Raw genomic sequence first — 24,608 nt, 5'->3', positions numbered from 1 at the left:
GTGTCATGAGCGGGGACGGCCGGAACGACAGCGGAACCGACGGCCGGAACGGCAGTGGCAACGACGGCCGGGACCACGGCTCCAACGCGGCGCACTGGTTCGACGACGCGGCCGGGCCGGTCGTACGCCCCTACGCGATGACGCGCGGCAGAACCCGCAGCGCGGCCGAGGACCGGCTCGACCTCATCGCGGTGGTGGTCGCCGAGTCCAGGAGCGGCGAGCCGGGCGACTCCACCGCACCGGGCGGTGCCGACCACACGCTGTCCCCCGAGCACCTGGACATCGTGAACCTCTGCCGGGAGGCCCCGCAGTCGGTCGCGGAGCTCGCGACCGACCTGGACCTCCCGGTGGGGGTCGTACGGGTGCTCATCGGCGATCTCCTCGACGCGGAGCTCGTCCGGGTCTCCCGGCCGGTGCCTCCGGCGGAACTGCCCGACGAGAGCATTCTGCGTGAGGTGATCGACGGGCTCAGGGCGCTCTGACCCCGGGGCGCCCGCCCGGAGCGCCCCTTCCGGGCTCTGGAATGCCGCTAGCCGACGGGGCGGGCCTGAACCGCGGAGCGGTGCTCCTGGTGCCCGCCGCTGGCGATCATCCGTACCTCGGCGCGGTCGCTGATCTCCGCCCGGACGATCCCGGTGTCGTCCGCGTACACCGGGTGACCACCGGGGCCGCTCCGGTCCGTGCGGTGCACCACCACGACGTCCTCGGTCGCGGGCGCCGGTTGACCGGAACTCGCGAACACAAGTTCGTATTCCTCCGCCTGCCGCATGACGCCCTCCTCTGCCGTGAACCCCCATTCGGTGCATAGCCCTGGTTGCCCAAAATGGGGCATTCAACACCTAATGTCGCCTACTTCGGACAGTTCCGGACACGGAGGGTGTACGGGCATCCACGCGGCGCGCACGGAGGCCCGCACTGCGATCCGCGGCCCGGCCCCGCCGATTCTTCGGGACCTGGGACGCGCGGGGGAGCCGGTCGCCGCTACAGTCCTTCCGGAAGGATCCCCGTACGGCGAATCGGAAGAGAGAGCCATGGTCTTCGGGCGCTCCGAGCGGCGTCGCAAGTCCTCCGTCGAACCGGTGACGCTCAAGATCCTGGTCGCGGGCGGCTTCGGTGTCGGCAAGACGACGCTGGTCGGTGCGGTGAGCGAGATCAGACCGCTGCGCACCGAGGAACTGCTCACCGAAGCGGGCCGTCCCGTGGACCCCACCGACGGGATCGAGGCGAAGCGCACCACCACCGTCGCCATGGACTTCGGGCGGATCTCGCTCCGCGACGACCTGGTGCTCTATCTCTTCGGCACGCCGGGTCAGGACCGCTTCTGGTTCCTGTGGGACGAGTTGGCGCAGGGAGCGCTCGGCGCGGTCGTGCTCGCGGACACCCGCCGCCTCAGCGACTGCTTCGCCGCCATCGACTACTTCGAGCGGCGCGGCATCTCCTTCACGGTCGCCGTCAACTGCTTCGACGGGGCCAAGCGTTACCCGCCCGACGCGGTGCGCGACGCGCTCGACCTCGACCCGGGCGTGCCCGTCCTGCTGTGCGACGCGCGGGAGCGGGCGTCCGCCAAGGACGTGCTGATCTCCGTGGTCCAGCACGCGCTGGAATCCGGCTCCGACCACCGCCAGCCCGCCGCCACCTGACGGCGCGTCACGAGAGTACGGACGTCAGGAGAGTACGGAGGTCACGAGAGTACGGGCCCGCGCTCCACCGTCCGGAACGCGGGCCGTACCCGTGCGGCCCGCGGCCTCGCCGGGCTGGCGCCTCGACGGGCCGTCAGGCCTCTTCCGTGGCCGCGGCTACACCCCGTCCTCCTCCACCCAGCCGAAGCTGCGCTCGACGGCCTTCCGCCAGTTGCCGTACTCGCGCTCGCGTGCCTGCGGCTCCATGTGCGGCTCCCACAACTGGTCGCGCTTCCAGTGCGCCCGCAGCTCGTCGAGGTCCTGCCACACCCCGGTGGCGAGCCCGGCCGCGTACGCCGCGCCCAGGCACGTCGTCTCGGAGATCACCGGCCGGATGACGGGCACGCCCAGCACATCCGACTGATGCTGCATCAGCAGACCGTTGGCGGTCATGCCGCCGTCCACCTTCAGCGAGGTGATCTGCACGCCAGAGTCCTGGTACATCGCGTCCACGACCTCGCGGGTCTGCCAGCTGGTCGCCTCCAGCACGGCCCGCGCCAGGTGCGCCTTGGTCACGTAGCGGGTCAGGCCCGTGACCACACCGCGCGCGTCGGAGCGCCAGTACGGGGCGAACAGGCCGGAGAAGGCCGGGACGATGTACGCCCCGCCGTTGTCCTCGACGCTCGCCGCCAGGGTCTCGATCTCGTCGGCCGAGCTGATGATGCCGAGCTGGTCGCGGAACCACTGCACCAGAGCGCCGGTGATCGCGATGGCGCCTTCGAGGCAGTAGACCGGCTGTTCGCCGCCGAGCTGGTAGCCCATGGTCGTGAGCAGCCCGCTCTTGGACGGTACGGGCCGGTTGCCGGTGTTGAGCAGCAGGAAACTGCCGGTGCCGTAGGTGTTCTTGGCCTCGCCGACGCCGTAGCAGGTCTGGCCGAACACGGCCGCCTGCTGGTCGCCGAGCGCGGAGGCCACCGGCACACCCGCCAGCTGGCCGACAGCGGTGCCGTACACCTCGGCCGAGGAGCGGATCTCCGGCAGGATCGCCTCGGGCAGGTTCATCGTGGCCAGAATGGCCGGGTCCCACTGCAGGGTCTCGAGGTTCATCAGCAGCGTCCGGCCGGCGTTCGTGACGTCGGTGACGTGCACCCCGCCGTCCGTACCGCCCGTCAGATTCCAGATGAGCCAGGAGTCGATGGTGCCGAAGGCGATCTCGCCGTTCTCGGCGCGGGCGCGCAGCCCCGGCACGTTGTCCAGCAGCCAGGCGGCCTTCGGCCCGGAGAAGTAGCTGGCGAGCGGCAGCCCGGTGGCGTCGCGGAAACGGTCCTGCCCGTCCGCGCCGCCGAGTTCGTTGCACAGCGCTGCCGTTCTGGTGTCCTGCCACACGATGGCGTTGTGCACCGGCTTGCCGGTCGAGCGGTCCCACAGCACCGTCGTCTCGCGCTGGTTGGTGATGCCCAGCGCGCTGAGCTGGTCGGCGCGCAGCCCCGCCTTGGCGAGTGAACCCGCCACGACGGCCTGCACCTTGGACCAGATCTCGGTGGCGTCGTGCTCGACCCAGCCGGGCTTGGGGAATATCTGCCGGTGCTCGCGCTGGTCGACGGCGACGATCGCGCCGTCCTGATTGAAGATGATGCAGCGACTTGAAGTGGTGCCTTGGTCAATCGCGGCGACGTACGTGTCCGTCATGGACGTCTCCTGACTGCGAGGCTCAGAAAGCTGCGTTGAAGATCAGGCCGGAGAGCACCGCGCCGATCAGGGGGCCCGCCACGGGTACCCACGAGTATCCCCAGTCGGACGTGCCCTTGTGCGGGATGGGCAGCAGGGCGTGGACGATACGGGGACCGAGATCGCGCGCCGGGTTGATGGCGTAGCCCGTGGGCCCGCCGAGCGAGAGGCCGATGCCGACGACGAGGAAGGACACGATGAGGATCGTGGTGCCGGATTCGCCGAGGCCCTTCGTGAGGCCGAGGGCCAGGATCGGCAGCACCAGCCCCACCGTCGCGATGGTTTCGGTGAGAAGGTTCGCGACCGGGTTCCGGATCTCCGGGACGGTCGAGAAGATGCCCAGCGTAGGCTGTTCGTTGGCGCCGAACTGGGCGAAGTACACGAGCCAGGTGAGCGCCGCCCCGATGGCCGCGCCGACCATTTGGCCGAGGATGTAGAGCGGCACCTTGTCCCAGTCGCCGGTGTCGGTGGCGATGCCGACGGTCACCGCCGGGTTGAGATGCGCACCGGACAGCGGCGCCGCGGTGTAGGCACCGGCCATGACGCCGAAGCCCCAGCCGAAGGCGATGACGATCCACCCGGCTGCCTTCGCCTTCGAGTGGTTGAGTGTGACGGCGGCGCAGACACCCGCGCCGAAGAGGATCAGGATCGCGGTGCCGATGACCTCACCGACGAATATGTCCCCATTGGAAAATTGCATTACGGCTCCCAGTCCCTCGCCCGGGTGTGCTCGTTGCCCCGGTCCTCCGTGCTGCAGGGTGCGTCTTTCCCAACCCGCTTCGGAGCCTGCGGCAGGGGTGTGCTCACGCCCCGCCCGGGCGTCCGCGACGAGCGTGCCAACACAGCGGAATCGCCCGTGGGGAGAGGGGCCGACGGCCACTGGGCCGACGGCCGGCGTGCGGCGATGCCGACTGACATCCGGAAGTGTTCACCGGTGCTGTTGGGGCGTCAAGGTCGCCGACAGCAACCCCTCAGCCCGTGGCGTGCACACCCCTCTGGGCCCGCGCGGAGCCGGCAGGACCGGGTACCCGCAGGGCCGTACCCCGCCGCACTTCCTGCCGTAGGGAGCCCGGTCGGCCCAGCACCCAACTGGCCCCCAACAGCGCCTTGGCCGTCTTCTTCAGCGGGGCCAGGCAGGCCGCTGCCTGGTGGTGGTCGGCCACGCTGCCCGGCGGGCACAGCACGGTCGCGAGCGACATGGTGACGGGCATTCCGCCCGCCGACCAGGGCGCATCGAGGACCGCGCGGGCCAGCGGCTCCATCCCCTCGGGGTCGGCCAGCAGCAGGAAGTCGTCTCCGCCGATGTGTCCGACGCGGGCGGCAGGACGGAGGGCCGCCGCCTCGGCGAGCCTGCGGCCCACCGCCCGGATCAGCTCGTCGCCGGCCGCGAACCCGGCCCCGTCGTTGACCTGCTTGAAGCCGTCCACGTCCAGCCAGCTCAGCCCGAACTCCCGGCCGTCGGCGATCCGCCGGTCCACTTCGGAGTTGATCGCGTCCGAACCGGGCAGCCGGGTCAGCGGGTTGAGCCCGGCCGCCTCCTCCACCCGGCTCTCGGCCAGCGCGCGCACGATGTCGGCCAGGTGCACCACGCCCACGCAGCGGCCCTTCGCGTCGACGACCGCCACGTCGTCGGCCGTGCGGCTGCGCTCGTCGGCCGCCACCACGTCCAGCACCTCCCACGCCGTCGCGTGCGCGCCGACCGTGCGCGGCAGGTCGCCGAGGCGCGCCGCCGGCCGGTCGGCGTACAGCGCGTGCCCGTACCGCCCGGAGAGCGACAGCAGGAAGCGGTCCCGGTCCACGGCCCGTACGGGCACTCCGTCGGCGTCGACCAGCATGACGCCGGACACCTGGGGCGATCCGGTGAGCAGGGCCCGCACCTGACCGGAGGAGGCGTCCACCGGGAGCAGCGCCGCGGGCTGAAGGAACTCCCGCACGAGCGGCCCCGCGAGACCCTGTTGAGGACCGGCGGGTGCGAGCGGCGGCCGGGCCGGGCGGTACACGTCGGCGACCGGCAGCCGCGAGGGCGGCGCGAAGAGGTCGCCCTGAGCGAGCTGTGCACCGGTGTCGCGCGCCGCGGCGCACTGCAGCTCGGTCTCCACGCCCTCGACGGCCAGTTGACCGCCCGCGTCGTCGCAGAACCGACGCAGCCCGGCGACGACCGCCCGGCAGCCGCGGTCCTCGGGCAGCCGCGCCACGACCGAGGCGTCGATTTTGACCAGGTCCGGTGCCAGGTCCGCCAGCAGCCGCAGCGGCACGTCCCCGTCGCCCACCCCGTCGGCGCAGATCCGGAAGCCCTCGTCGCGCAGCCGCTCCACCGCCGTCAGCAGGGCGCGCTGCGGAACGTGGGTGAAGGGGGCGCCGAGGTCGACGGTCACTTCCCAGGGGCGCCGGCCCACGCCGCTGACGGCCATCTCGAGGGACGCGAGTCCGCCGAGGTCGGCGGCCGTTCCGGCGAAGACGTTCACATGCAGCGGCAGGAGCGTCTCCTGCCGTGTCGCCGACAGGACGGCGAGCGCGGCGAGTTCCCCGTCGACATCCGCGTTGCGACGGGCCTGGGCGAGCACATCGCCCCGCTCAGGGCGGGCGAGTATCTCCAACGCCGCCACCGACCCGGTCGCGAGATTCACGACGGGCTGGAAGGCGAAGCGAAGCTGGTCCGTCCATGAAGGCACCCAAGCATGATGTCCACAACTCCCCTGTATGGACGTCCGATTCACGCAGAGTTCACGAGCCTGTCCGGAGCGTACGCCGCCGTTCGCGCTGCTGTTCGCGCCGCAGTGCGGACCGAGCCCCACCGGCCTCGGACGGCCCCGACCGAGCCCCCACCGGCCCCCGACCGGACCCGGGCCGCCCTCGGACCGGCCCGGACGATCCTTGAGGAGCGCGATGCGTCAGCGGACGGCGATCACCGCCGAGCCGTGTCCGAACAGCCCCTGGTTCGCGGTGATCCCGGCCCGCGCCCCCGGCACCTGTCGGTCTCCCGCCTGTCCGCGCAACTGCCAGGTCAGCTCACAGACCTGCGCGATGGCCTGGGCGGGCACGGCCTCGCCGAAGGAGGCGAGTCCGCCGCTCGGGTTGACCGGGATGCGTCCGCCGAGCGCCGTGGCCCCCTCGCGCAGCAACGCGGCGCCCTTTCCGGCGGCGCACAGCCCCAGGTCCTCGTACCACTGCAGCTCCAGGGCGGTGGACAGGTCGTACACCTCTGCGAGCGACAGGTCCCCGGGGCCGATGCCCGCCTCCTCGTACGCGGCCTGCGCGATCGAGGCGCGGAAGCTCCCGGGCGCGGGCTCCACGGCCGCCGCCGAGTCGGTGGCGATGTCGGGCAGGTCCGGCACGGTCCTCGGGTAGCGCGGCGTCACCGTAGAGACGGCACGTATACGAACCGGGTCCGCGACCCCGTGCCGCCGCGCGAAGCCGATGCTCGAGAGCACCAGCGCCGCCGCCCCGTCGGAGGTCGCGCAGATGTCGAGCAGCCGTAGCGGATCGGCGACGACCGCGGACGCGGTCACCTCCTCGGCGCTGACGGCCTTGCGGTAGCGGGCGTTCGGGTTGAGCGCGCCCGCGGCCGCGTTCTTCACCTTGACCTGGGCGAAGTCCTCGGGCGTGTCGCCGTGCAGCGCCATGCGGCGGCGGGCGTACAGCGCGAAGTAGGCCGGATTCGTGGCTCCGAGGATGCGGAAGCGCAGCCAGTCCGGGTCGTCGGGGCGGCTCCCGCCCGCCGGGGCGAAGAAGCCCTTCGGCGCCGCGTCCGCCCCGACCACCAGGACCACGTCCGCCATGCCCGAAAGGATCTGCGCGCGGGCCGTGTTCACCGCCTGGGCACCGGACGCGCAGGCGGCGTACACACTGGTCACGCGCGCTCCCTGCCAGCCCAGCGCCTGGGCGAACGTCGCCCCCGCGACATAGCCGGGGTAGCCGCCGCGCACGGTGTCCGCGCCGACCACCGACCGCACGTCCGCCCAGCCGATCCCGGCGTCGGCCAGCGCCGCGCGGGCGGCCACGGTGCCGTACTCGACGAAGCCGCGCCCCCACTTGCCCCACGGGTGCATCCCGGCGCCGAGCACCGCCACGTCGCCGGTCATCCGCGCAGCTCCGCCACAGGCCGCCAGTTCCAGGTCGTCCAGATGTGCTCGTCGTCCTCGCCCAGCACGCCGGGCACGACCTCGACCTCCATGCCGACCGCCAGATCGGCCACGGTCACTCCGGGCGCGGCCTGCCCGAGCACGATCATGCGCTCGGCCGCCAGCTCCACCGCGACGAGCGTGTACGGCTCCCACGCGCGGCCGGGATCGGAAACGTACGGCGCGGGCGGGCGGTAGCGGCCGTCCGTGTACGACCAGACCCTGCCCCGCCGGGACAGCGGCACCTCGGCCAGCTCGCTGCTCCCGCAGGCGGGGTTGCGGCAGAAGCGGTCCTCGCGGGGGAAGAAGACCGAGGCGCAGGCCGTGCAGCGGGTGCCGAGGAGCCGGAAGCCCCCGCCGCCCTTGCCGTCCGCCCCGTCCTCGCGGTCCTCACTGAACCAGCCGGCCACCACGGGCGTACGAGCGCGTGCCACGAGCCCTCCCGGAAAACGATCGCTGACAACGAACTGACGGTTCGTCAGAAGTGTGCCATGCCCCGCCGGGGGAGAGGAATCCCCGGTACAGTGCCGGCGCACCACCAGGGCACCGGCGGTCTCGGGAGGCGTGCGCATGGCGACGGCTGAACCAGCGGCACCGGCAGAGGCGCGGGCACCGGCCGCTCCGGTGGCGCTGCGACTGGCAGGCGTCCGCAAGCAGTTCGGCGACGTAACCGCCGTGGCCGGTGTCGACCTCGACATCAGGGACGGCGAGTTCTTCTCCCTCCTCGGCCCCTCCGGCTCCGGGAAGACCACCCTCCTGCGGCTCGTCGCCGGGTTCGAGCGCCCCACCGCGGGCCGTATCGAGCTGGCGGGCCGCGACGTCACCGCCCTGCCCCCGCATCGCCGCGACGTGCACACGGTCTTCCAGGACTACGCGCTGTTCCCGCACATGAACGTCGAGCAGAACGTCGCCTACGCCCTCACGGTGCGCGGCGTCCGCAGAGCCGAGCGACTGGCCCGTGCCCGTGAGGCGCTCGAGACCGTACGCCTCGCCGGATACGGACCGCGCCGCCCCGCACAGCTCTCCGGCGGCCAGCGCCAGCGGGTCGCCCTCGCCCGCGCCCTCGTCGACCGCCCCCGCGTGCTGCTCCTCGACGAGCCGCTCGGCGCCCTGGACCTCAAACTGCGGCAGCGGATGCAGACCGAGCTGGGGGAGGTGCAACGCACCACCGGCATCACCTTCCTCCTGGTCACCCACGACCAGGAGGAGGCCCTGACGATGAGCGACCGGATCGCGGTCGTCGAGGGCGGCCGGATCGAGCAGGTCGGCACCCCCGCCGAGGTGTACGAGCGGCCCGCCACCGCCTTCGTGGCGGGCTTCGTCGGCGACACCAACCTGCTGCGCGGCCCCGACGCCTTACGCCTCGTCGGCCGCCCCGGCACGTACAGCATCCGCCCTGAGCGGATCCGGCTGGCCGCCCCGGACGGGAAGCCAGGACCCGGTGAGCGCTCTGCGCCCGGGCGGATCGCCGACGTCGTCTACGCGGGGGCGCACACGCGCGTGCGCATGGACCTCGACGGCGGCGGGCGGATCACCGCCGTACTGCGCAGCGGGGACCGGGCTCCGGGCGGCACCGGATCCGAGGTCCTCGCCCTGTGGCCCGACGAAGCGCCTTATGAAGTACCCGACTTGACGGACTATTGACCGGTCGGTGCACGCCTTTTGATGCGCTCTTTCGACTGTGCGTGAAGATCTGGATACTGACTGCTCCTCAGCACCAACCGCCGAGGAGGACCGGATGCGCACGTCGACCGTCCTGCGGGCCGCTGCCGCGGCCTGCGCCCTGCTCCTCACCGCCGCCTGCGGCTCCGACTCCGGCAGTGGATCGTCCGGCAGACCCCAGGGCTTCCAGGCCCCCGACGTCCCGATGCACAAGAAGCTCGGGGCGGGCGAGGGCCAGGTCAACATCATCGCCTGGGCGGGTTACGCCGAGGACGGCTCCAACGACCCCGAGGCCGACTGGGTCCACCCCTTCGAGAAGAAGACGGGCTGTCAGGTCAACACCAAGGTCGCGGGCACCTCGGACGAGATGGTCTCGCTGATGAAGACCGGCCAGTACGACACGGTCTCGGCCTCCGGCGACGCCACCCTGCGCCTCATCGCCTCCGGCGACGCCGCCCCGGTCAACACCGCTCTCGTCCCGAACTACCGGGACATCTTCCGCAGCCTCAAGAACCAGCCGTTCAACTCCGCCGAGGGCCGGATGTACGGAATCCCGCACGGCCGCGGCGCGAACCTCCTCATGTACCGCACCGACAAGGTGAAACCCGCTCCCGACTCCTGGAGCGCGGTCTTCGACGACGCCGTCCGCCACACCGGCCACGTCACCGCGTACGACTCGCCCATCTACATCGCCGACGCCGCCCTCTACCTCATGAAGACCCGGCCGGAGCTGGGCATCAAGGACCCTTACGCGCTCGACGAGAAGCAACTGGGCGCCGCCGTGGATCTGCTGAAGAAGCAGCGTGAGGCGATCGGCGAGTACTGGAGCGACTACCAGAAGGAGGTCAGCGCCTTCAAGAGCGGCGACAGCGTGGTCGGCACCACCTGGCAGGTCATCGCCAACCTCGCCACCGCCGACAAGGCGCCGGTCAAGGCGATCCTCCCCAAGGAGGGGTCGACCGGGTGGTCCGACACCTGGATGGTCGCGGCCCGGGCCAAGCACCCCAACTGCGCCTACAGGTGGCTCGACTGGATCGTCTCGCCCAAGGTCAACGCCCAGGTCGCCGAGTGGTTCGGGGAAGCACCGGCCAACGAGAAGGCGTGCCGGGAGACTTCCGACCCGGCCTTCTGCGACACCTTCCACGCGGGCGACGAGGCGTACTTCAAGCGCGTTCACTTCTGGACCACCCCGGTCAAGCAGTGCCTCGACGGTCGCAAGAACGCGACCTGCACCGACTACGCGCGCTGGACCAGGGCATGGACAGAGATCAAGGGTTGACATCAAGCCTTGCGTCAAGGGCTGACTCAAGGCGTCCAGACGGGGCCGCCGGCGGGCGGCTGAGGCTGGCGGCGCTGCTCGCGCCTCCGCTGCTGTGGCTGGCAGCGGCCTACCTCGGCTCACTCGCCGTCCTGCTCCTCTCGGCGTTCTGGACCACCGACAGCTTCACCTCCGACGTGCTGCGGATCTGGAACACCGACAACGTCCGGCAGGTCCTGACCACGCCCGTCTACCGGACCATCGCGCTGCGCACCCTCGGCACCGCGATGGCCGTGACCCTCATCGACGCCCTGCTCGCGCTGCCCATGGCGTTCTTCATGGCGCGCGTCGCCCCGGCGCGGCTGCGGGGCGTTCTGGTCGTCGCCGTCCTCACCCCGCTGTGGGCGAGCTACCTGGTCAAGGCGTACGCCTGGCGGGTCATGCTCAGCGAGGACGGCGTGGTGAACGCCCTGGCCGCACCGCTCGGCCTGCACGGCCCGGGCTACGGCACCACCGCCGTCGTCCTCGTACTCGCGTACCTCTGGCTCCCGTACATGATCCTGCCCGTGTACGCGGCCCTGGAGCGCCTCCCGGACCACCAGCTCGAAGCCTCGGCCGACCTCGGCGCCGGCGCCTGGCGCACCCTGCGCTCCGTCGTCCTGCCCGCGCTGCGCCCCGCGATCCTCGCGGGCTCGGTCTTCACCTTCTCGCTCAGCCTGGGCGACTACATCGCCGTACAGATCGTCGGCGGCAGGACCCAGATGCTCGGCAACGCCATCGCCTCGCAGGTCACTCTCGACCTGCCGATGGCGGCGGCGCTGTCCGCGGTGCCCGTCGTGCTGATCCTCTGCTACCTCGCCGCCGTGCGCCGCGCCGGCGCGCTCGACGCGCTGTAACTCACCGGAGGGATAGGGCCGTTGCAGCTCTCCCGTACCGCCCGCACCGTACTCGGCTGCGTCACGGCGCTCGGCCTCGCGGTCGTCTACGTGCCGCTGCTGCTGGTCCTGCTCAACTCCTTCAACGCCGACCGCTCCTTCGCGTGGCCGCCGTCCGGCCTCACGGGGGAGTGGTGGCGGCGGGCCTGGCACAGCGCGGGAGCCCGGGAGGCGCTGCTGACCTCGGTCGAGGCGGGGCTCGGGGCGACCGCCGTGGCGCTGGTGCTGGGCAGCCTGGCGGCGTTCGCCGTGCACCGGCACCGGTTCTTCGGGCGGCAGGCCGTCTCGTTCCTCGTCGTCCTGCCGATCGCACTGCCCGGCATCGTCACCGGCATCGCGCTCAACGCCGCCTTCCGCACGGTCCTCGAGCCGTTCGGCGTCGGCTTCGGACTCTTCACCGTGGTCGTCGGGCACGCCACCTTCTGCATCGTCGTCGTCTTCAACAACGTCGCCGCCCGGCTGCGCCGCGTCGCCCCCTCGGCCGAGGAGGCGTCAGCGGACCTGGGCGCGCGCCCGCTGCAGACCTTCCGCTACGTGACCTTCCCGGCGGTCCGGTCGGCGCTGCTGGCGGGCGGGCTGCTGGCTTTCGCGCTGTCCTTCGACGAGATCGTGGTGACCACGTTCACGGCAGGACCCGGCACCCAGACTCTGCCGATCTGGATCTACGCCAACCTGGCCCGCCCCAACCAGGCGCCGGTGGTCAACGTCGTGGCGGCGCTGCTCATCGCGCTGTCGGTGCTGCCGGTCTACATCGCCCAGCGGCTGTCCTCGGACGCGGCGGGCGGCCGCCTGTAACGCCCGGAGCCGGGAACCGCGGGTCAGGAGCCGTCGTTCTCGGCAAGCCACTTGGCGGCGATCTCCGCGAGTTCGTGATCGCGGCCCGCGAGCATCATCCGGATCATCTGCGCATCGCCGCGCAGCGACCAGGCGGGATGCCCGAAGGTGGCCGGATTGTTCTTCTCGATGAGGAAGTGCGCGGGCCAGGCGGTGCCGTAGCCGATGACGGGCAGCCCCAGCAGATAGCGCCGACGGCCGCTGAGCAGCCCGTACGTGCTGACGGCGAGTCCGGTCAGCGTGCCGGCCAGGTGAACCCAGCGTGTGGCTGCCTTGGAGTGCATGGCCACGTAGTACGGCCAGAAGTCCTCGTACGTGTCGAACGTCGGCTGCGTCATGTCCGCACCGTAGTGCAGTGGGGGAGACGGGGGGAGCCCCCGCGTCCGGCGGCGGGCGGCCGGGGCGGCGCGGATGCGCCCGTGGCCGAAAATCGAGATCACAAAGCCACTGGTCAGGGCGGCATTCACCCGGAAACCCGAAGCCGTACAGGGAACTTGGAGGCATACATCTCGCGGGTCTGGATAGCGATGCGCTGGAGATCGTGCGCGGTTCCCGAGGCCTCAAGCCCGTCCTGGACGGCCGCGTCACAGCTCCCACGACTGGAGGTTCGCTCATCACCGCGCAACCGGTTCAGAAATTCGGAGACAATCCCGTCGAGGTCCGAGAAACCGGACATTACACCGAAGAATACGTCCCGAGCTTCGTCGAGAAGTGGGACTCTCTCATAGATTGGGAGAAGAGGGCAGAGAGCGAGGGAAACTTCTTCATCGACCTGCTGCGCAGGCGGGGGGTGAAGAGCGTACTCGACGTCGCGACGGGTACCGGTTTCCACTCCGTTCGGCTGCTGGCGGCCGGCTTCGACGCCGTGAGTGCGGACGGCAGCGCCGACATGCTCGCGATGGCCTTCAAGAACGGTATGCAGCACGGGGACCACGTCCTGCGCGTCGTCCAGGCGGACTGGCGCTGGCTCAACCGGGATGTGCACGGGGAGTACGACGCCATTGTGTGTCTCGGCAACTCTTTCACGCATCTCTTCTCGGAGCGTGACCGGCGCAAGGCACTCGCCGAATTCTACGCGATGCTGAAGCACGACGGGGTTCTCGTCCTGGACCAGCGCAACTACGATGCGATTCTGGACCAGGGATACACGAGCAAGCACACCTATTACTACTGTGGCGATGACGTCGCAGTGGAGCCGGAGTACGTCGACGAGGGGCTGTGCCGCATGCGGTATCACTTCCCGGACAACTCCGTTTACCACCTCAACATGTTCCCGTTGCGGGCGGACTACACCCGTCGGCTCATGTCCGAGGTGGGATTCCAGCGCATTGAGACCTACGGCGACTTCCAGCACACCTACCGGGGGGAGCAGCCGGACTTCTTCATTCATGTGGCGGAGAAGGAGTACCGGATGGAAGACGATCAGGAGGGTCCGTACGCGGGCGCGGTCGGCACCGCCCGCAGCTACTACAACTCGCCCGACGCCGACACCTTCTACGCCACGGTGTGGGGTGGCGAGGACATCCACATCGGCCTCTACGAGCACCCCGACGAGGCCATCGCGGACGCCAGCCGCCGCACCGTCGAGCGCATGGCCTCGAAGCTGGAGCCGGCCGAGGACTCCGTGGTGCTGGACCTCGGTTCGGGCTTCGGCGGTTCGGCACGGTACCTGGCCGAGACCTACGGCTGCCGGGTCCTCGCGCTCAACCTCAGCGAGGTGGAGAACGAGCGCCACAAGGAGCTGAACGCGGCCCGCGGCCTGACTCACAGGATCGACGTCGTGGACGGGTCCTTCGAGAACATCCCGTACCCGGACGCGTCCGTCGATGTCGTCTGGTCCCAGGACGCCTTCCTGCACAGCGGGAACCGCGTCCGGGTGCTGGAGGAGGCCGCACGCGTGCTACGGCCCGGCGGCCACTTCATCTTCACCGACCCGATGGCGGCGGACAACTGCCCCGACGGCGTACTGCAGCCGATCCTCGACCGCATCCACCTGGACGACATGGGCTCACCCGGCTTCTATGCGCGCGAGCTGGCCCGGCTCGGCTTCACCGAGGCCGGCGGCGGCTTCGAGGAGCACTGCGAGCACCTGACGACCCACTACGGGCGGGTGCTCGAGGAGACGGAGCGCCAGGAGGCCGAAGGGCTGGCGGGGATGGTGAGCCACGAGTATCTCGCCCAGATGAAAAAGGGCCTCGGGCACTGGGTCAACGGTGGCCGGCAGAAGCACCTCACGTGGGGGATCTTCCACTACAGGCTGGGAGCCCACTAGCCGGGCTCTTCGGGCGCACGCCCTCGCTCGCCGCGGGGAGCGAGGGCGGCTTCCTTGCGGCTCACCGACGGGTGAGCGACCTCCTCGAAACGGGGAAGTCGAAGTAGGTGTCCGGGAAGAGCTCCGGCTTGTGCGTGAAGTGCCACCACTCCTCGGGGAGGTTGACGAATCCGAGCCCCTCCAGCGTGTTCTTCAGCAGGAGCCGGTTCGCGCGCTGCTCGCCCTGGATGCGCGGGTCCAGGGTGTGCGAGAGGGTGTCGAAGCAGTCGAAACCGGTGCCCATATCGACCGAGTTGTCGGGAAAGCGCTCTTCGCGCGGTGCGTAGCAGGGCACCAGCGGTTCGCCGGGTACGTACGGGCGGGTGGGCCGGGCCGGGAGCTTGACGATCGTCAGGTCCACCGTACTGCCCCGGCTGTGGCCGGACTTCTCCGCGATGTAGCCGTCCGCGAACAGCCTCGACTTGTCGACTTGCGGATAGAACTCGCCCTTCATGGACTGGTCGTCGAGGTCCTTCGCCCACGCGACGAAGTGGTCCACGGCCCGCTGCGGCCGGTAACAGTCGTACACCTTGAGCGAATAGCCCTTTCTCAAGAGCTTTACCTGCGCCTTGTGCAAAGCCTTGGCCGCCGGCCTGGTGAGAAGGCACAGCGGCTGGCGGTATCCGTCGATCCGCTCTCCCACGAAGTTGTGGGGTGTGATGTAGCGGATCTCGTGCAGGATCGTGGGATCGACGTCCCGCAGGGCGACGAACTCCTTCGGGGCCTTCGGCTCGGGCTTCGCCTCCGCCACCGGGGGAGCGGCGGTGACAGCGGCCAGCACGGCGGCGGACAGGGCAACGGCGCGGAGTGCGGCGGCGATTCGTGGCATGCTCAAGAGATTTATCAGGCCGCGGGCTCTTGTCAGCCCTCATCAGCTACCACTTCGGCTCCAAGCAGGGCCGGACAGATAGGCGGCGCACTCGTACGCAGGCGGCAGCCGCCGCAGGAGAATTGGATACAGTCCGCGCGTGCCCGATGCCGAACCCGCCTCCCACTGCTCCTTCTGTGGCGCCGCCTACCCTCCCGGCGTCGCCTGGCCCCGCCGGTGCGCCGAGTGCGGCAATACGGTCTACCGCAACCCTCTGCCCGTCGCCGTAGCTCTGCAGCCCGTCGGCGGCGGCGCCCCGGGCCTCGTCGTCGTTCGCCGCACCATCGAGCCGCAGCGCGGACGGCTGGCCCTGCCAGGCGGCTTCATCGACCACGGCGAGGACTGGCGCGGCGCCGTCGTACGGGAACTGCGCGAGGAGACCGGCATCGAGGCCGCCCCGGTCTCAGTCCGCCTCGCCGACGTCCTCAGCTCGTCTGCGGGCCATCTGCTGGTCTTCGGCCTCCTGCCCCGGCGCACCGTCGGCGACCTCCCGCCGCCCGCGCCCACGGACGAGACGGAGGGCTGGGAGGTTCTCGACGCGCCCGCCGAGCTCGCCTTTCCGCTGCACACCGCGGCAGCCCGCGCCTGGTTCGAAGGCCGCTACCAGCACTGAGGGACGACAACGGGACTGCATCATGGGCACGGTCGCCCCGCAGTCGGTCAACCCGCGGGCCCGCGACTCCCGACCCCGACGGATCAGCCCACCATGCCCCGTACCCGTACGGCATACCCGAGCTCTCGGCCGGCAGCGTCGCCCTCCCGCTCGACGACCACCCGCCCGTCCACCACGCGTGAGGTGAACCGCTCCAGCCGCGGCCGCTCCCAGCCGTCCCCCGCATCGGCCACCACAAGACCGCTGCCCCTGCGCCCCGCCGCCGGGGCCCACACCTCCAGCTCCACGCCCCTGCGGCCGGCTGTGCCCTCGCGGTCGGCTGTGCCCTCGCCGTCCGCCGTGTTCCTGCCGTCTGCCGTGCCTCCGCCGTCCGCCGCATTCCTGCCGCCTGCCCCGCCGTCGCCCATGACGGGCAGCACGGAACCCGCCCGCACCAGCACCGGAATCCGCGACAGCGGCGCGTCCACCAGCGCCTGCCCCGGCCCCTCGTACGCCGCCCCGGTCGCCGTGTCGTACCACCGCCCCCGCGGCAGCCGCACCGCCCGGCGAGTGGCTCCGTGTTCCATGACCGGCGCGACCAGCAGTGCATCTCCCAGCAGGAACGCGTCCTCGCAGTCGCGCAGCAACCGGTCCTCCGGAGCGCTCCACCACACCGGGCGCACATAGGGCGCCCCCGTCCGCTGGGCCACATGCGACAGCGTGACGAAGTACGGCAGGAGCCGCTCCCGCTCGCGCAGCGCCACGCGCGCGTGCTCCAGCACCTCGGGTCCGAACTCCCACGGCTCACGGCGCCCCGCGAAGACCGCCGAGTGGGTGCGGAACAGCGGCAGCCACGCCGCCAGCTGGAACCAGCGCAGATACAGCTCCGGCGACGGAGAGCCGGTGAAACCCCCGACATCCGGCCCCGAGTACGGCACCCCGCTCAGCCCGAGGCCCATCACGAGCGCCAGCGAGGCCCGCATCCCCGGCCACCCGGTGGCCACATCCCCGGACCACGAGCCGCCGTATCTCTGCATTCCCGCCCAGCCCGACCGGGAGAAGAGGAACGGCCGCTCCTCGGGCCGCAGTTCGCGCAGCCCTTCGTACCCGGCCCTGGCCATCCCCAGCCCGTAGACGTTGTGCGCCTCCCGGTGGTCGCCGCCCCGGCCCTCGAGGTCGTGCCTGGCCGAGCGCGGCAGCGTCGGATCGCCGAAGGCCGTGAAGGACACCGGCTCGTTCATGTCGTGCCACATCCCGGAGAAGCCCTGCGCCAGCCGCTCCGCGTACAGGCCGCCCCACCACTTGCGGACCTGCGGATCCGTGAAGTCCGGGTACACGGACTCGCCGGGCCACACCACACCGCGCACCTCGCGCCCGCGCGCGTCCCGCACGAAGGCGCCGGAGGCAGCCCCGCTGTCGTACACCGCGTTGCCGGGCTCCGCCTTCACCGCCGGGTCGATGATCGACACCAGCCGGACCCCGTCCTCCCGCAGCTCCCCTGCCAGCGCGGGCAGATCGGGAAAGCGCTCGGTGTCCACCGTGAAGACCCGGTGCCCGCGCATGTGGTCGATGTCCAGGTGCAGCGCGGACAGCGGCAGTCCGCGCTCCCGGTAGCCGGCCGCTACCCTCCGCACCTCGTCCGAACTGCCGAAGCCCCAGCGCGCGTGGTGGTAACCGAGCGCCCAGCGCGGCGGGAGCGCCGGCGCGCCCGTCAGGGACGTCCAGCCCCGCAGCACGCGCGCGGGGCCGCCGACCACCGTCCAGGAGCGCAGCGGACCGCCGTCCAGCCGCAGCTCGCAGGCGCCGGGCCGGTCGTGCCCCGAGCCCGCGCCCTCCTCACCCTCGCGCAGCTGCACCCGGCCGTCCCACGAGTTGTCGTGGAAGACCAGGTGGGTGCCCCCATCCGCGACGACCAGCAGCACCGGCATGCAGATGTAGAGCGGGTCGTCGCCGGGCCCGAACCCGCCTCCGCCCGGGTCGGTGTTCCACAGCCGGTACGAGCCGTCCCGCAGCCGCGGCCCCGCGGCCCGCCCGCCCAGGCCGAAGAACCGCGCGTCCGCCGCCACCTCCGAGCGCTGCACCCAGCGCGACCCGCCGCCCCCCGCCTCGTCCACCGGATCCCACCAGCGCGGCGGCAGATCCCGCCGCAGCACCACGCCGCCCGGCGTACGGATCTCCACCGCCCCGTGCCGGGACACCGCCACCGTCACCCGCTCCGAGACCACGCGCCAGCCGCCGTCCTTGTCCGGCTCGAGCATCGCGCGCGTGTCCGCGCCGGGACAGCCGCGGGCCAGGGCGTACGACGGCTCGGGCTCCGCCCCGTCCCAGCCGCAGAAGACCGCGCCGCCCGCGGCCACTCTCACCCGCAGGGAGGAGCGCGCGAACCGGACCACTCCGCCCCCCGGCTGCGGGTCCGCGCCCTGGGCGAGACCCGGCACACGCGCGCGTTCCGGTCCGCGTCTCTTCAAGCCGGCCGCGTCGGCGCGCTGTCTCCGCCACGCCGCCCGCACCGAGCGCAGTCCCTGCGCAGTACCGACCACCTTCACCGACCGCACCAGCTCACGCGCATCCATGCTGCTCAGCCTGCCATCGGAGAAGGAGCGTACGAGGCGCGTTCAACTGCCGTTCACCCGTGGTGCGGCCACACATCATGGCCCTCCGATGTGGGGTGGTGACCCTGGTGCCTGAGTCGATCACATGGCATCGTCCTGATCAGCCGCACACGTGCAGACCCCGCACGCGCGCGCGGCGCCGCACACCACGCGGCGCACCACCAGCAGACCACGCGACGAAGACGACGCGACAGCCCGGGAGCCCGTGCCATGACCGAAGCGAACACCGCACCGACGCCCGCCGGACCGCAGCCGCTGTGGCGGCCCGGAGCCGATCGCATCGCGGGCGCGCAGGTCACCCGCTTCCAGGAGTGGGCCGCCGACCGGTACGGCGCACCGCGGGCGGTGCCCGGCGACCCGGCCGCGAGCTACGCCGCACTGCACCGCTGGTCGGTCGACGAGCTCGAGCGCTTCTGGCAGGCCGCGGCGGACTTCTTCGACGTGCGCTTCTCCACGCCCTACGAGACCGTGCTCGCCGACCCCGCCATGCCCGGCGCCCGCTGGTTCCCCGGCGCGACCCTGAACTACGCCGAGCACGCCCTGCGCGCCGCCGAGGACCGCGCGCGTGCCGGCGCCCCGGCCCTCCTCCACGTCGACGAGACCCACGAGCCGCGCCCCGTCACCTGGGCCGAGCTGCGCCGCCAGGTCGGCTCGCTCGCCGCCGAACTGCGCCGCCTCGGCGTACGGCCCGGCGACCGCGTCAGCGGCTATCTGCCCAACGTGCCCCAGGCTGTCATCGCTCTCCTCGCCACCGCCTCCGTCGGCGCCGTCTGGACCTCCTGCGCCCCCGACTTCGGCGCCCGCAGCGTCCTGGACCGCTTCCAGCAGGTCGAACCCGTCATCCTCTTCGCCGTCGACGGCTACCGCTACGGCGGCAAGGAGCACGACCGCGCGGACGTCGTCGCCGAGCTGCGCCGCGAACTGCCCACCCTGCGCGCCGTGGTGCACATCCCGCTGCTGGGCGCCGATGCGCCCGAGGGCGCCCTCGACTGGTCCGAGCTGGTCTCCACCGACGCGGAGCCCGTCTTCGAGCAGGTTCTCTTCGACCACCCGCTGTGGGTCCTCTACTCCTCCGGGACCACGGGGCTGCCCAAGGCCATCGTCCAGTCCCAGGGCGGCATCCTCCTCGAACACCTCAAGCAGCTGGCGCTCCACACCGACCTGGGCTCCGCCGACCGGTTCTTCTGGTACACCTCCACCGGCTGGATGATGTGGAACTTCCTCGTCTCCGGCCTGCTCGTCGGCGCGACCGTCGTCCTCTACGACGGCAGCCCCGGCTACCCGGACACCGCCGCCCAGTGGCGCGTCGCCGAGCGCACCGGCACCACCTTCTTCGGCACATCGGCCGCGTACGTCATGGCCTGCCGCAAGGCGGACGTGCACCCAGGCCGGGATCTCGACCTCTCCCGCGTGAAGTGTGTCGCCACCACCGGGTCGCCCCTGCCGCCCGACGGCTTCCGCTGGATCCACGACGAGGTCGCCGAGGACATGTGGATCGCCTCCGTCAGCGGCGGCACGGACGTCTGCAGCTGCTTCGCCGGAGCCGTCCCCACCCTCCCCGTCTACATCGGCGAACTCCAGGCCCCCTGCCTCGGTACGGACCTCCAGGCCTGGGACCCGCACGGCAAGCCGGTCACCGACGAGGTCGGCGAGCTGATCGTCACCAACCCCATGCCGTCCATGCCGATCCGCTTCTGGAACGACCCGGACGGCAGCCGCTACCGGGAGAGCTACTTCGAGATGTTCCCCGGCGCGTGGCGGCACGGCGACTGGATCACCGTCACCTCGCGCGGCACCGTCGTCATCCACGGCCGTTCCGACTCCACCCTCAACCGGCAGGGCGTCCGTATGGGCTCCGCCGACATCTACGAGGCCGTCGAACGCCTCCCCGAGATCCGCGAGTCCCTCGTCATCGGCCTCGAACAGCCCGACGGCGGCTACTGGATGCCGCTCTTCGTCCACCTCGCAGAAGGCGCCGAACTCGACGACGCACTCCGCGACCGCATCAAGCGGACCATCCGCGAACAGCTCTCGCCGCGCCACGTACCCGACGACATCATCGAGGCTCCCGGCGTCCCGCACACCCTCACCGGCAAGCGCATCGAGGTCCCCGTCAAACGGCTGCTCCAGGGCACCCCGCTCGACAAGGCCGTCAACCCCGGCTCCGTCGACGACATCGAACTTCTCCGCTTCTACGAGCGCGTCGCCCGCGACCGCACGGCGTAGCCTCACGCCCCAGCCGTCATCCCCGCAACCGTCACCCTGCGTTGTCAGACCCCTCGATTACGGTGAGTGAGCAAGTGAAGCTCATGCACTGAGGGGGAGTCATGACAGGCACCAGGAACGGCACGCACGGCGGGAGCGGTGGGGGCAAGCGGCAGCCCGGCGCGCGACGCGCCCTGCGCCGCGAAGTACCCAGCACAGTGGCCTTATTGACGGACGAGGCGGACTTCGCGGCCATGCGGCGCTACGCGACGTTCGGCTTCGACGACCACGCCGCCTATCTACGGGAGATGGAGGGGCTGCTGCGCGCACTGTCGTCACAGGGCGTGCACACCACGGTCGCCCTCTTCGATCCCCGCGAGTACGCGGAGTTCTGCGAGGAGACCCGGCTCGACCCGGACCTGCCGGACAGCCGCACTCGCTACACGGCGGATGTGGCGGGCCTCGGCGCCACCGTGCCGTACGCGGGGCAGCCGATGGAACTGCTGGTGCCCGAGCTGATCGGCGAGGCGGAGCGGCACGCCGCGCTCGAGCGCGCCACCGCCCTGCTCGCCGCGGCGGGGGACTGCGCCGACTGCGGGCAGGACCTGGGCAGGGCCGCGTACGCCAGGGCCTCGCAGGCCCTGATGCGGCTCATCGAAGCGGTGGGCACCGGTGCGCACCACGTGGTGGGCAGCGTGCCGGTGGACGGCGCACCGCTCATCGCGGTCCTTCATGCCGCGTGCGGGGACGACGGTCTTGTCCAACTCCGGGAGTCGGAGGCCCTGGTGTTCTGCACGGTCCTGGCCGCGGGCATCGTCACCGGCAGCCGCGGCGGTGTCGTTGTCCGCAGCAGCACCCGGGGCGGCGGACCGCAGGAAGCCGGACCGCGGGTGGCCGGATCGCAGGAAGCCGGCCCCGACGTCGTACGGGGCTGGTCGTTGAGCGACAGCTGGCTGCAGCCGCTGACCGAGGCGGAAGTGTTCGCGGCGTACTGCACCGACGCCGACACAGGAGAGCCCGTACCGCCCGAGCCGCGCGTCGACTACCGGCCGGGCATCGAGCTGCCGCCACCGGAAGGAGATTGCTGAGAACAGTGCCGGCCGCTGAAACGGCGGTGGCCGCCCCGCTCGGAGCGGGGCGGCCACCAGCAGTGCACCGGAACCGGGGGTTACTCGCCCGAGAGCACCGCCTGCGCGGCGCGGCGCGCCTCGTCGGCGGTGTCCGCGGCACGCGCCGCCGAGGCCGCACGCTCGCACTGGGCGAGGGTGTGCTTGGCCAGCGTGGCGCGCACATACGGGATGGACGCGGCGCCCATGGACAGGCTCGTCACGCCGAGGCCGGTGAGCACACACGCCAGCAGCGGGTCGGACGCGGCCTCACCGCACACGCCGCAGCTCTTGCCCTCGGCCTTGGCCGACTCGGCCGAGAGCGCCACGAGGTCCAGCAGCGCGGGATGCCACGGATCCTGCAGCCGCGACACGGCACCGACCTGGCGGTCTGCGGCGAAGGTGTACTGCGCGAGGTCATTCGTGCCCAGCGACAGGAACTCGACCTCCTGCAGGATCGAGCGGGCGCGCAGCGCGGCCGACGGAATCTCCACCATCGCGCCGAACTTCGCCTGCAGACCGGCCTCGCGGCACGCGTCGGCGAACGCCTTGGCGTCGGTGCGGTCCGCCACCATCGGGGCCATGACCTCGAGGTAGACAGGCAGGCCCTCGGAGGCCTTGGCGAGCGCGGTGAGCTGGGTGCGCAGGACCTCCGGGTGGTCCAGCAGCGTGCGCAGACCGCGCACGCCCAGCGCCGGGTTGGGCTCATCCGCCGGAGTGAGGAAGTCCAGCGGCTTGTCGGCACCCGCGTCCAGCACCCGTACGACCACACGGCCCTCAGGGAACGCCTCCAGCACCTGCCGGTACGCCTGGACCTGCTTCTCCTCCGACGGCGCGTTCTTGCTGTCGTCCAGGAACAGGAACTCCGTGCGGAACAGGCCGACGCCCTCGGCACCGGCGTCGACAGCCGCCGGCACATCCGCTGGCCCGCCGACGTTGGCCAGCAGCGGCACCTTGTGCCCGTCGGACGTCGCACCGGGACCGGTCGACGCGGCCAGTGCCGCCTTGCGCTCGGCCGCCGCGGCCTCCAGAGCGGCGCGCTTCTCCGCGCTCGGCTCCACGAAGATCTCACCCGTGCTGCCGTCCACGGCGATCACCGTGCCCTCGCCCAGCTCGCCCGCGCCCGGCAGCGCGACCACCGCCGGCACGCCCAGCGCTCGCGCGAGGATGGCGCTGTGGCTCGTCGGCCCGCCCTCCTCGGTCACGAAGCCGAGCACCAGGGTCGGGTCGAGCAGCGCGGTGTCGGCAGGCGCCAGGTCGCGGGCGATCAGCACGTACGGCTCGTCGCTGTCCGGCACCCCCGGCATCGGCACGCCCAGCAGTCGCGCCACGATCCGGTTGCGCACATCGTCCAGGTCCGCGACGCGGCCCGCCAGATACTCCCCGGCACCCGCGAGCAGTGCCCGGTACGCGGCGAAGGCGTCGTACACGGCCCGCTCTGCCGTGCTTCCCACGGCGATGCGCCGCTCGACGTCCGCCATCAGCTCCGGGTCCTGGGCCATCATGGCCTGCGCCTCGAGGACGGCCTGCGCCTCGCCGCCCGCCAGATTGCCGCGCGCGATCAGATCGGCAGCGACGGCCTCGACGGCCTGGCGTGCGCGCCCCTGTTCGCGCGGCGCCTCGTCCGTCGGAATCTGCTTTGCCGGCGGCTCGAGCACCGCCGTGCCCATGTGCCGCACCTCGCCGATCGCCACGCCGTGGCTCACGCCGACGCCCTGCAGCGTTGTCTCCATGTCACCGTCTCCGGTCGATGCGGCGGATCGTTTCCGCCGTGGTGGATGTCGTACTCGCCGTCAAAGCGGCGCGGAGTTCACTGCCAGGCGAAGAGGGTGTCGCCGGGCTTCAGGTCGGCGTCCTCGGCGATCTCGGAGAGAGACTCGGCCGTGGCCTCCAGCGCGACGACCGGGCACACGGCGGACTTCCCGGCCGCCTCCACCGCGGTCGGGTCCCACCGCACGATGGCGTCCCCGCGCTGCACTGTGTCGCCCTTGCTGACGAGCAACTCGAAGCCCTCGCCGTTCAGTTGCACGGTGTCGATGCCCAGGTGGGTCAGCACACCGTGCCCCTCCCCGTCCACGACGACGAAGGCGTGCGGGTGCAGGGACACGACGATGCCGTCAACGGGCGCGACGGCCTCATGAGGCTCACGCACGGGGTCAATCGCGGTGCCGGGCCCCACCATCGCTCCCGAGAAGACGGGATCGGGCACTGCCGCGAGTCCGATGGCACGCCCGGCGAGCGGGGACGTCACGGTGGTCATGGGCGGCCTCCCAGAGGTGGAGATTCATCATGCGCCGTCACTACCTGTCCAGGACGGCGTGCTGATCAGAAGCGTAAGACATAGGAAGGAAGGGCTCTGCCCCGCGGAGCGCCGGTTATCGGTTTGCCTCGCTCGCGGCGCAGCATGTACTGTCGTACCCCTGCCCGCAGCCGAGGCAGCGCGGTTTGACCGCGACCGAGGCGCGGACGGCAGCACCTATCACATTTCGTTCCTGATCCAATTCCGGATCCGATTCTGCATGTCCGCAGATGAATGGTCGGAGGGCCGGGAAATGCCTGATAGTGTTGGAAACACCGAAGGGAAGCGCCCGGAGAAGCCGGTACTGCGTTAATCAAAGTACCGTGGTTTCGAAGGAAGCGTCCGTTCCTTGAGAACTCAACAGCGTGCCAAAAGTCAACGCCAGATATGTTGATACCCCGTCTCCGGGCCGTGATGGTCTGGGGCGAGGTTCCTTTGAAGAAAATACACAGCGAGGA

Annotated in this window: 21 protein-coding genes; 10 read left to right on the top strand and 11 right to left on the bottom strand. The window is 71.3% G+C overall.

Annotated features, from left to right (window positions below; translation table 11 throughout):
* Positions 1 to 5 precede the first annotated feature (5 nt).
* The gene (locus ACTWP8_RS31370) at positions 6 to 482 is read left to right on the top strand and encodes a DUF742 domain-containing protein (RefSeq protein WP_443325472.1); all 477 of its coding nucleotides are present in this window, start codon (positions 6 to 8) and stop codon (positions 480 to 482) included.
* Positions 483 to 529: 47 nt separating this feature from the next.
* On the opposite strand, the gene ACTWP8_RS31365 is transcribed toward ACTWP8_RS31370, so the two are convergent.
* Positions 530 to 769: a DUF6296 family protein gene (locus ACTWP8_RS31365; RefSeq protein ID WP_443325471.1), complete on the bottom strand. Its 240-nt coding sequence runs from the start codon at positions 767 to 769 to the stop codon at positions 530 to 532.
* Positions 770 to 1,031: 262 nt separating this feature from the next.
* Here ACTWP8_RS31365 and ACTWP8_RS31360 point away from each other — a divergent pair, with 262 nt between their 5' ends.
* Positions 1,032 to 1,640 (top strand): GTP-binding protein, encoded by a 609-nt coding sequence (locus tag ACTWP8_RS31360; RefSeq protein ID WP_443325470.1) that lies wholly within the window; start codon positions 1,032 to 1,034, stop codon positions 1,638 to 1,640.
* A 156-nt stretch (positions 1,641 to 1,796) separates the two neighbouring features.
* Here the strand turns inward: ACTWP8_RS31360 and glpK are convergent, their stop codons facing one another.
* From glpK to ACTWP8_RS31335, 5 genes are all read right to left on the bottom strand, one after another.
* On the bottom strand, positions 1,797 to 3,308 hold the full coding sequence (gene glpK, locus ACTWP8_RS31355) for a glycerol kinase GlpK (protein ID WP_443325469.1): 1,512 nt from the start codon (positions 3,306 to 3,308) through the stop codon (positions 1,797 to 1,799).
* Positions 3,309 to 3,330: 22 nt separating this feature from the next.
* Positions 3,331 to 4,047 (bottom strand): MIP/aquaporin family protein, encoded by a 717-nt coding sequence (locus tag ACTWP8_RS31350; RefSeq protein WP_443325468.1) that lies wholly within the window; start codon positions 4,045 to 4,047, stop codon positions 3,331 to 3,333.
* A 271-nt stretch (positions 4,048 to 4,318) separates the two neighbouring features.
* Complete coding sequence (locus ACTWP8_RS31345; RefSeq protein ID WP_443325467.1) at positions 4,319 to 6,019, bottom strand: EAL domain-containing protein; 1,701 nt, start codon at positions 6,017 to 6,019, stop codon at positions 4,319 to 4,321.
* 219 nt (positions 6,020 to 6,238) lie between these two features.
* Positions 6,239 to 7,429, bottom strand: coding sequence for a lipid-transfer protein (locus ACTWP8_RS31340; RefSeq protein ID WP_443325466.1), 1,191 nt, complete (start codon positions 7,427 to 7,429; stop codon positions 6,239 to 6,241).
* On the bottom strand, positions 7,426 to 7,902 hold the full coding sequence (locus ACTWP8_RS31335; RefSeq protein ID WP_443325465.1) for a Zn-ribbon domain-containing OB-fold protein: 477 nt from the start codon (positions 7,900 to 7,902) through the stop codon (positions 7,426 to 7,428). Before ACTWP8_RS31335 ends, ACTWP8_RS31340 begins: the two co-directional genes overlap by 4 nt.
* Before the next feature lie 136 nt (positions 7,903 to 8,038).
* Between ACTWP8_RS31335 and ACTWP8_RS31330 the strand changes: the two genes are divergently transcribed.
* From ACTWP8_RS31330 to ACTWP8_RS31315, 4 genes are all read left to right on the top strand, one after another.
* Complete coding sequence (locus tag ACTWP8_RS31330) at positions 8,039 to 9,112, top strand: ABC transporter ATP-binding protein (RefSeq protein WP_443325464.1); 1,074 nt, start codon at positions 8,039 to 8,041, stop codon at positions 9,110 to 9,112.
* A 94-nt stretch (positions 9,113 to 9,206) separates the two neighbouring features.
* Positions 9,207 to 10,409, top strand: a complete 1,203-nt coding sequence (locus tag ACTWP8_RS31325) for an ABC transporter substrate-binding protein (RefSeq protein WP_443325463.1) — start codon at positions 9,207 to 9,209, stop codon at positions 10,407 to 10,409.
* Entirely contained in the window at positions 10,406 to 11,284 is an 879-nt protein-coding gene (locus tag ACTWP8_RS31320) for an ABC transporter permease (protein ID WP_443325462.1), read from the top strand. The genes ACTWP8_RS31325 and ACTWP8_RS31320 overlap by 4 nt, the downstream gene beginning before the upstream one ends.
* 21 nt (positions 11,285 to 11,305) lie before the next feature.
* Positions 11,306 to 12,118 (top strand): ABC transporter permease, encoded by an 813-nt coding sequence (locus ACTWP8_RS31315; RefSeq protein WP_443325461.1) that lies wholly within the window; start codon positions 11,306 to 11,308, stop codon positions 12,116 to 12,118.
* A gap of 23 nt (positions 12,119 to 12,141) precedes the next feature.
* Here ACTWP8_RS31315 and ACTWP8_RS31310 read toward each other — a convergent pair whose 3' ends face one another.
* Positions 12,142 to 12,495 carry an Mpo1-like protein gene (locus ACTWP8_RS31310; protein ID WP_443325460.1) on the bottom strand — a complete coding sequence of 118 codons (354 nt, stop codon included), beginning with the start codon at positions 12,493 to 12,495 and terminating at the stop codon, positions 12,142 to 12,144.
* Between the two features lie 203 nt (positions 12,496 to 12,698).
* Between ACTWP8_RS31310 and ACTWP8_RS31305 the strand changes: the two genes are divergently transcribed.
* Complete coding sequence (locus ACTWP8_RS31305) at positions 12,699 to 14,429, top strand: glycine/sarcosine N-methyltransferase (protein ID WP_443325459.1); 1,731 nt, start codon at positions 12,699 to 12,701, stop codon at positions 14,427 to 14,429.
* A 61-nt stretch (positions 14,430 to 14,490) separates the two neighbouring features.
* Here ACTWP8_RS31305 and ACTWP8_RS31300 read toward each other — a convergent pair whose 3' ends face one another.
* Complete coding sequence (locus tag ACTWP8_RS31300) at positions 14,491 to 15,297, bottom strand: M15 family metallopeptidase (protein ID WP_443325458.1); 807 nt, start codon at positions 15,295 to 15,297, stop codon at positions 14,491 to 14,493.
* Between the two features lie 139 nt (positions 15,298 to 15,436).
* On the opposite strand from ACTWP8_RS31300, the gene ACTWP8_RS31295 reads away from it, so the two are divergent.
* The gene (locus ACTWP8_RS31295; protein ID WP_443325457.1) at positions 15,437 to 15,949 is read left to right on the top strand and encodes an NUDIX domain-containing protein; all 513 of its coding nucleotides are present in this window, start codon (positions 15,437 to 15,439) and stop codon (positions 15,947 to 15,949) included.
* Positions 15,950 to 16,032: 83 nt separating this feature from the next.
* Here ACTWP8_RS31295 and ACTWP8_RS31290 read toward each other — a convergent pair whose 3' ends face one another.
* Entirely contained in the window at positions 16,033 to 18,501 is a 2,469-nt protein-coding gene (locus ACTWP8_RS31290; protein ID WP_443325456.1) for a glycoside hydrolase family 31 protein, read from the bottom strand.
* A gap of 249 nt (positions 18,502 to 18,750) precedes the next feature.
* Between ACTWP8_RS31290 and ACTWP8_RS31285 the strand changes: the two genes are divergently transcribed.
* A complete protein-coding gene (locus ACTWP8_RS31285) occupies positions 18,751 to 20,766 on the top strand; it encodes an acetoacetate--CoA ligase (protein WP_443325455.1) in 2,016 nt (671 codons plus the stop codon).
* Positions 20,767 to 20,867: 101 nt separating this feature from the next.
* Entirely contained in the window at positions 20,868 to 21,833 is a 966-nt protein-coding gene (locus tag ACTWP8_RS31280; protein ID WP_443325454.1) for a hypothetical protein, read from the top strand.
* 80 nt (positions 21,834 to 21,913) lie between these two features.
* Here ACTWP8_RS31280 and ptsP read toward each other — a convergent pair whose 3' ends face one another.
* Positions 21,914 to 23,584, bottom strand: coding sequence for a phosphoenolpyruvate--protein phosphotransferase (ptsP, locus tag ACTWP8_RS31275; RefSeq protein ID WP_443325453.1), 1,671 nt, complete (start codon positions 23,582 to 23,584; stop codon positions 21,914 to 21,916).
* Positions 23,585 to 23,661: 77 nt separating this feature from the next.
* Entirely contained in the window at positions 23,662 to 24,111 is a 450-nt protein-coding gene (locus ACTWP8_RS31270; RefSeq protein ID WP_443325452.1) for a PTS sugar transporter subunit IIA, read from the bottom strand.
* Positions 24,112 to 24,608: the final 497 nt, after the last annotated feature.

This window comes from Streptomyces sp. 7N604, from assembly GCF_052245475.1.
GTDB lineage: Bacteria > Actinomycetota > Actinomycetes > Streptomycetales > Streptomycetaceae > Streptomyces.
This window is presented reverse-complemented; position numbering and strand designations above follow the sequence as displayed.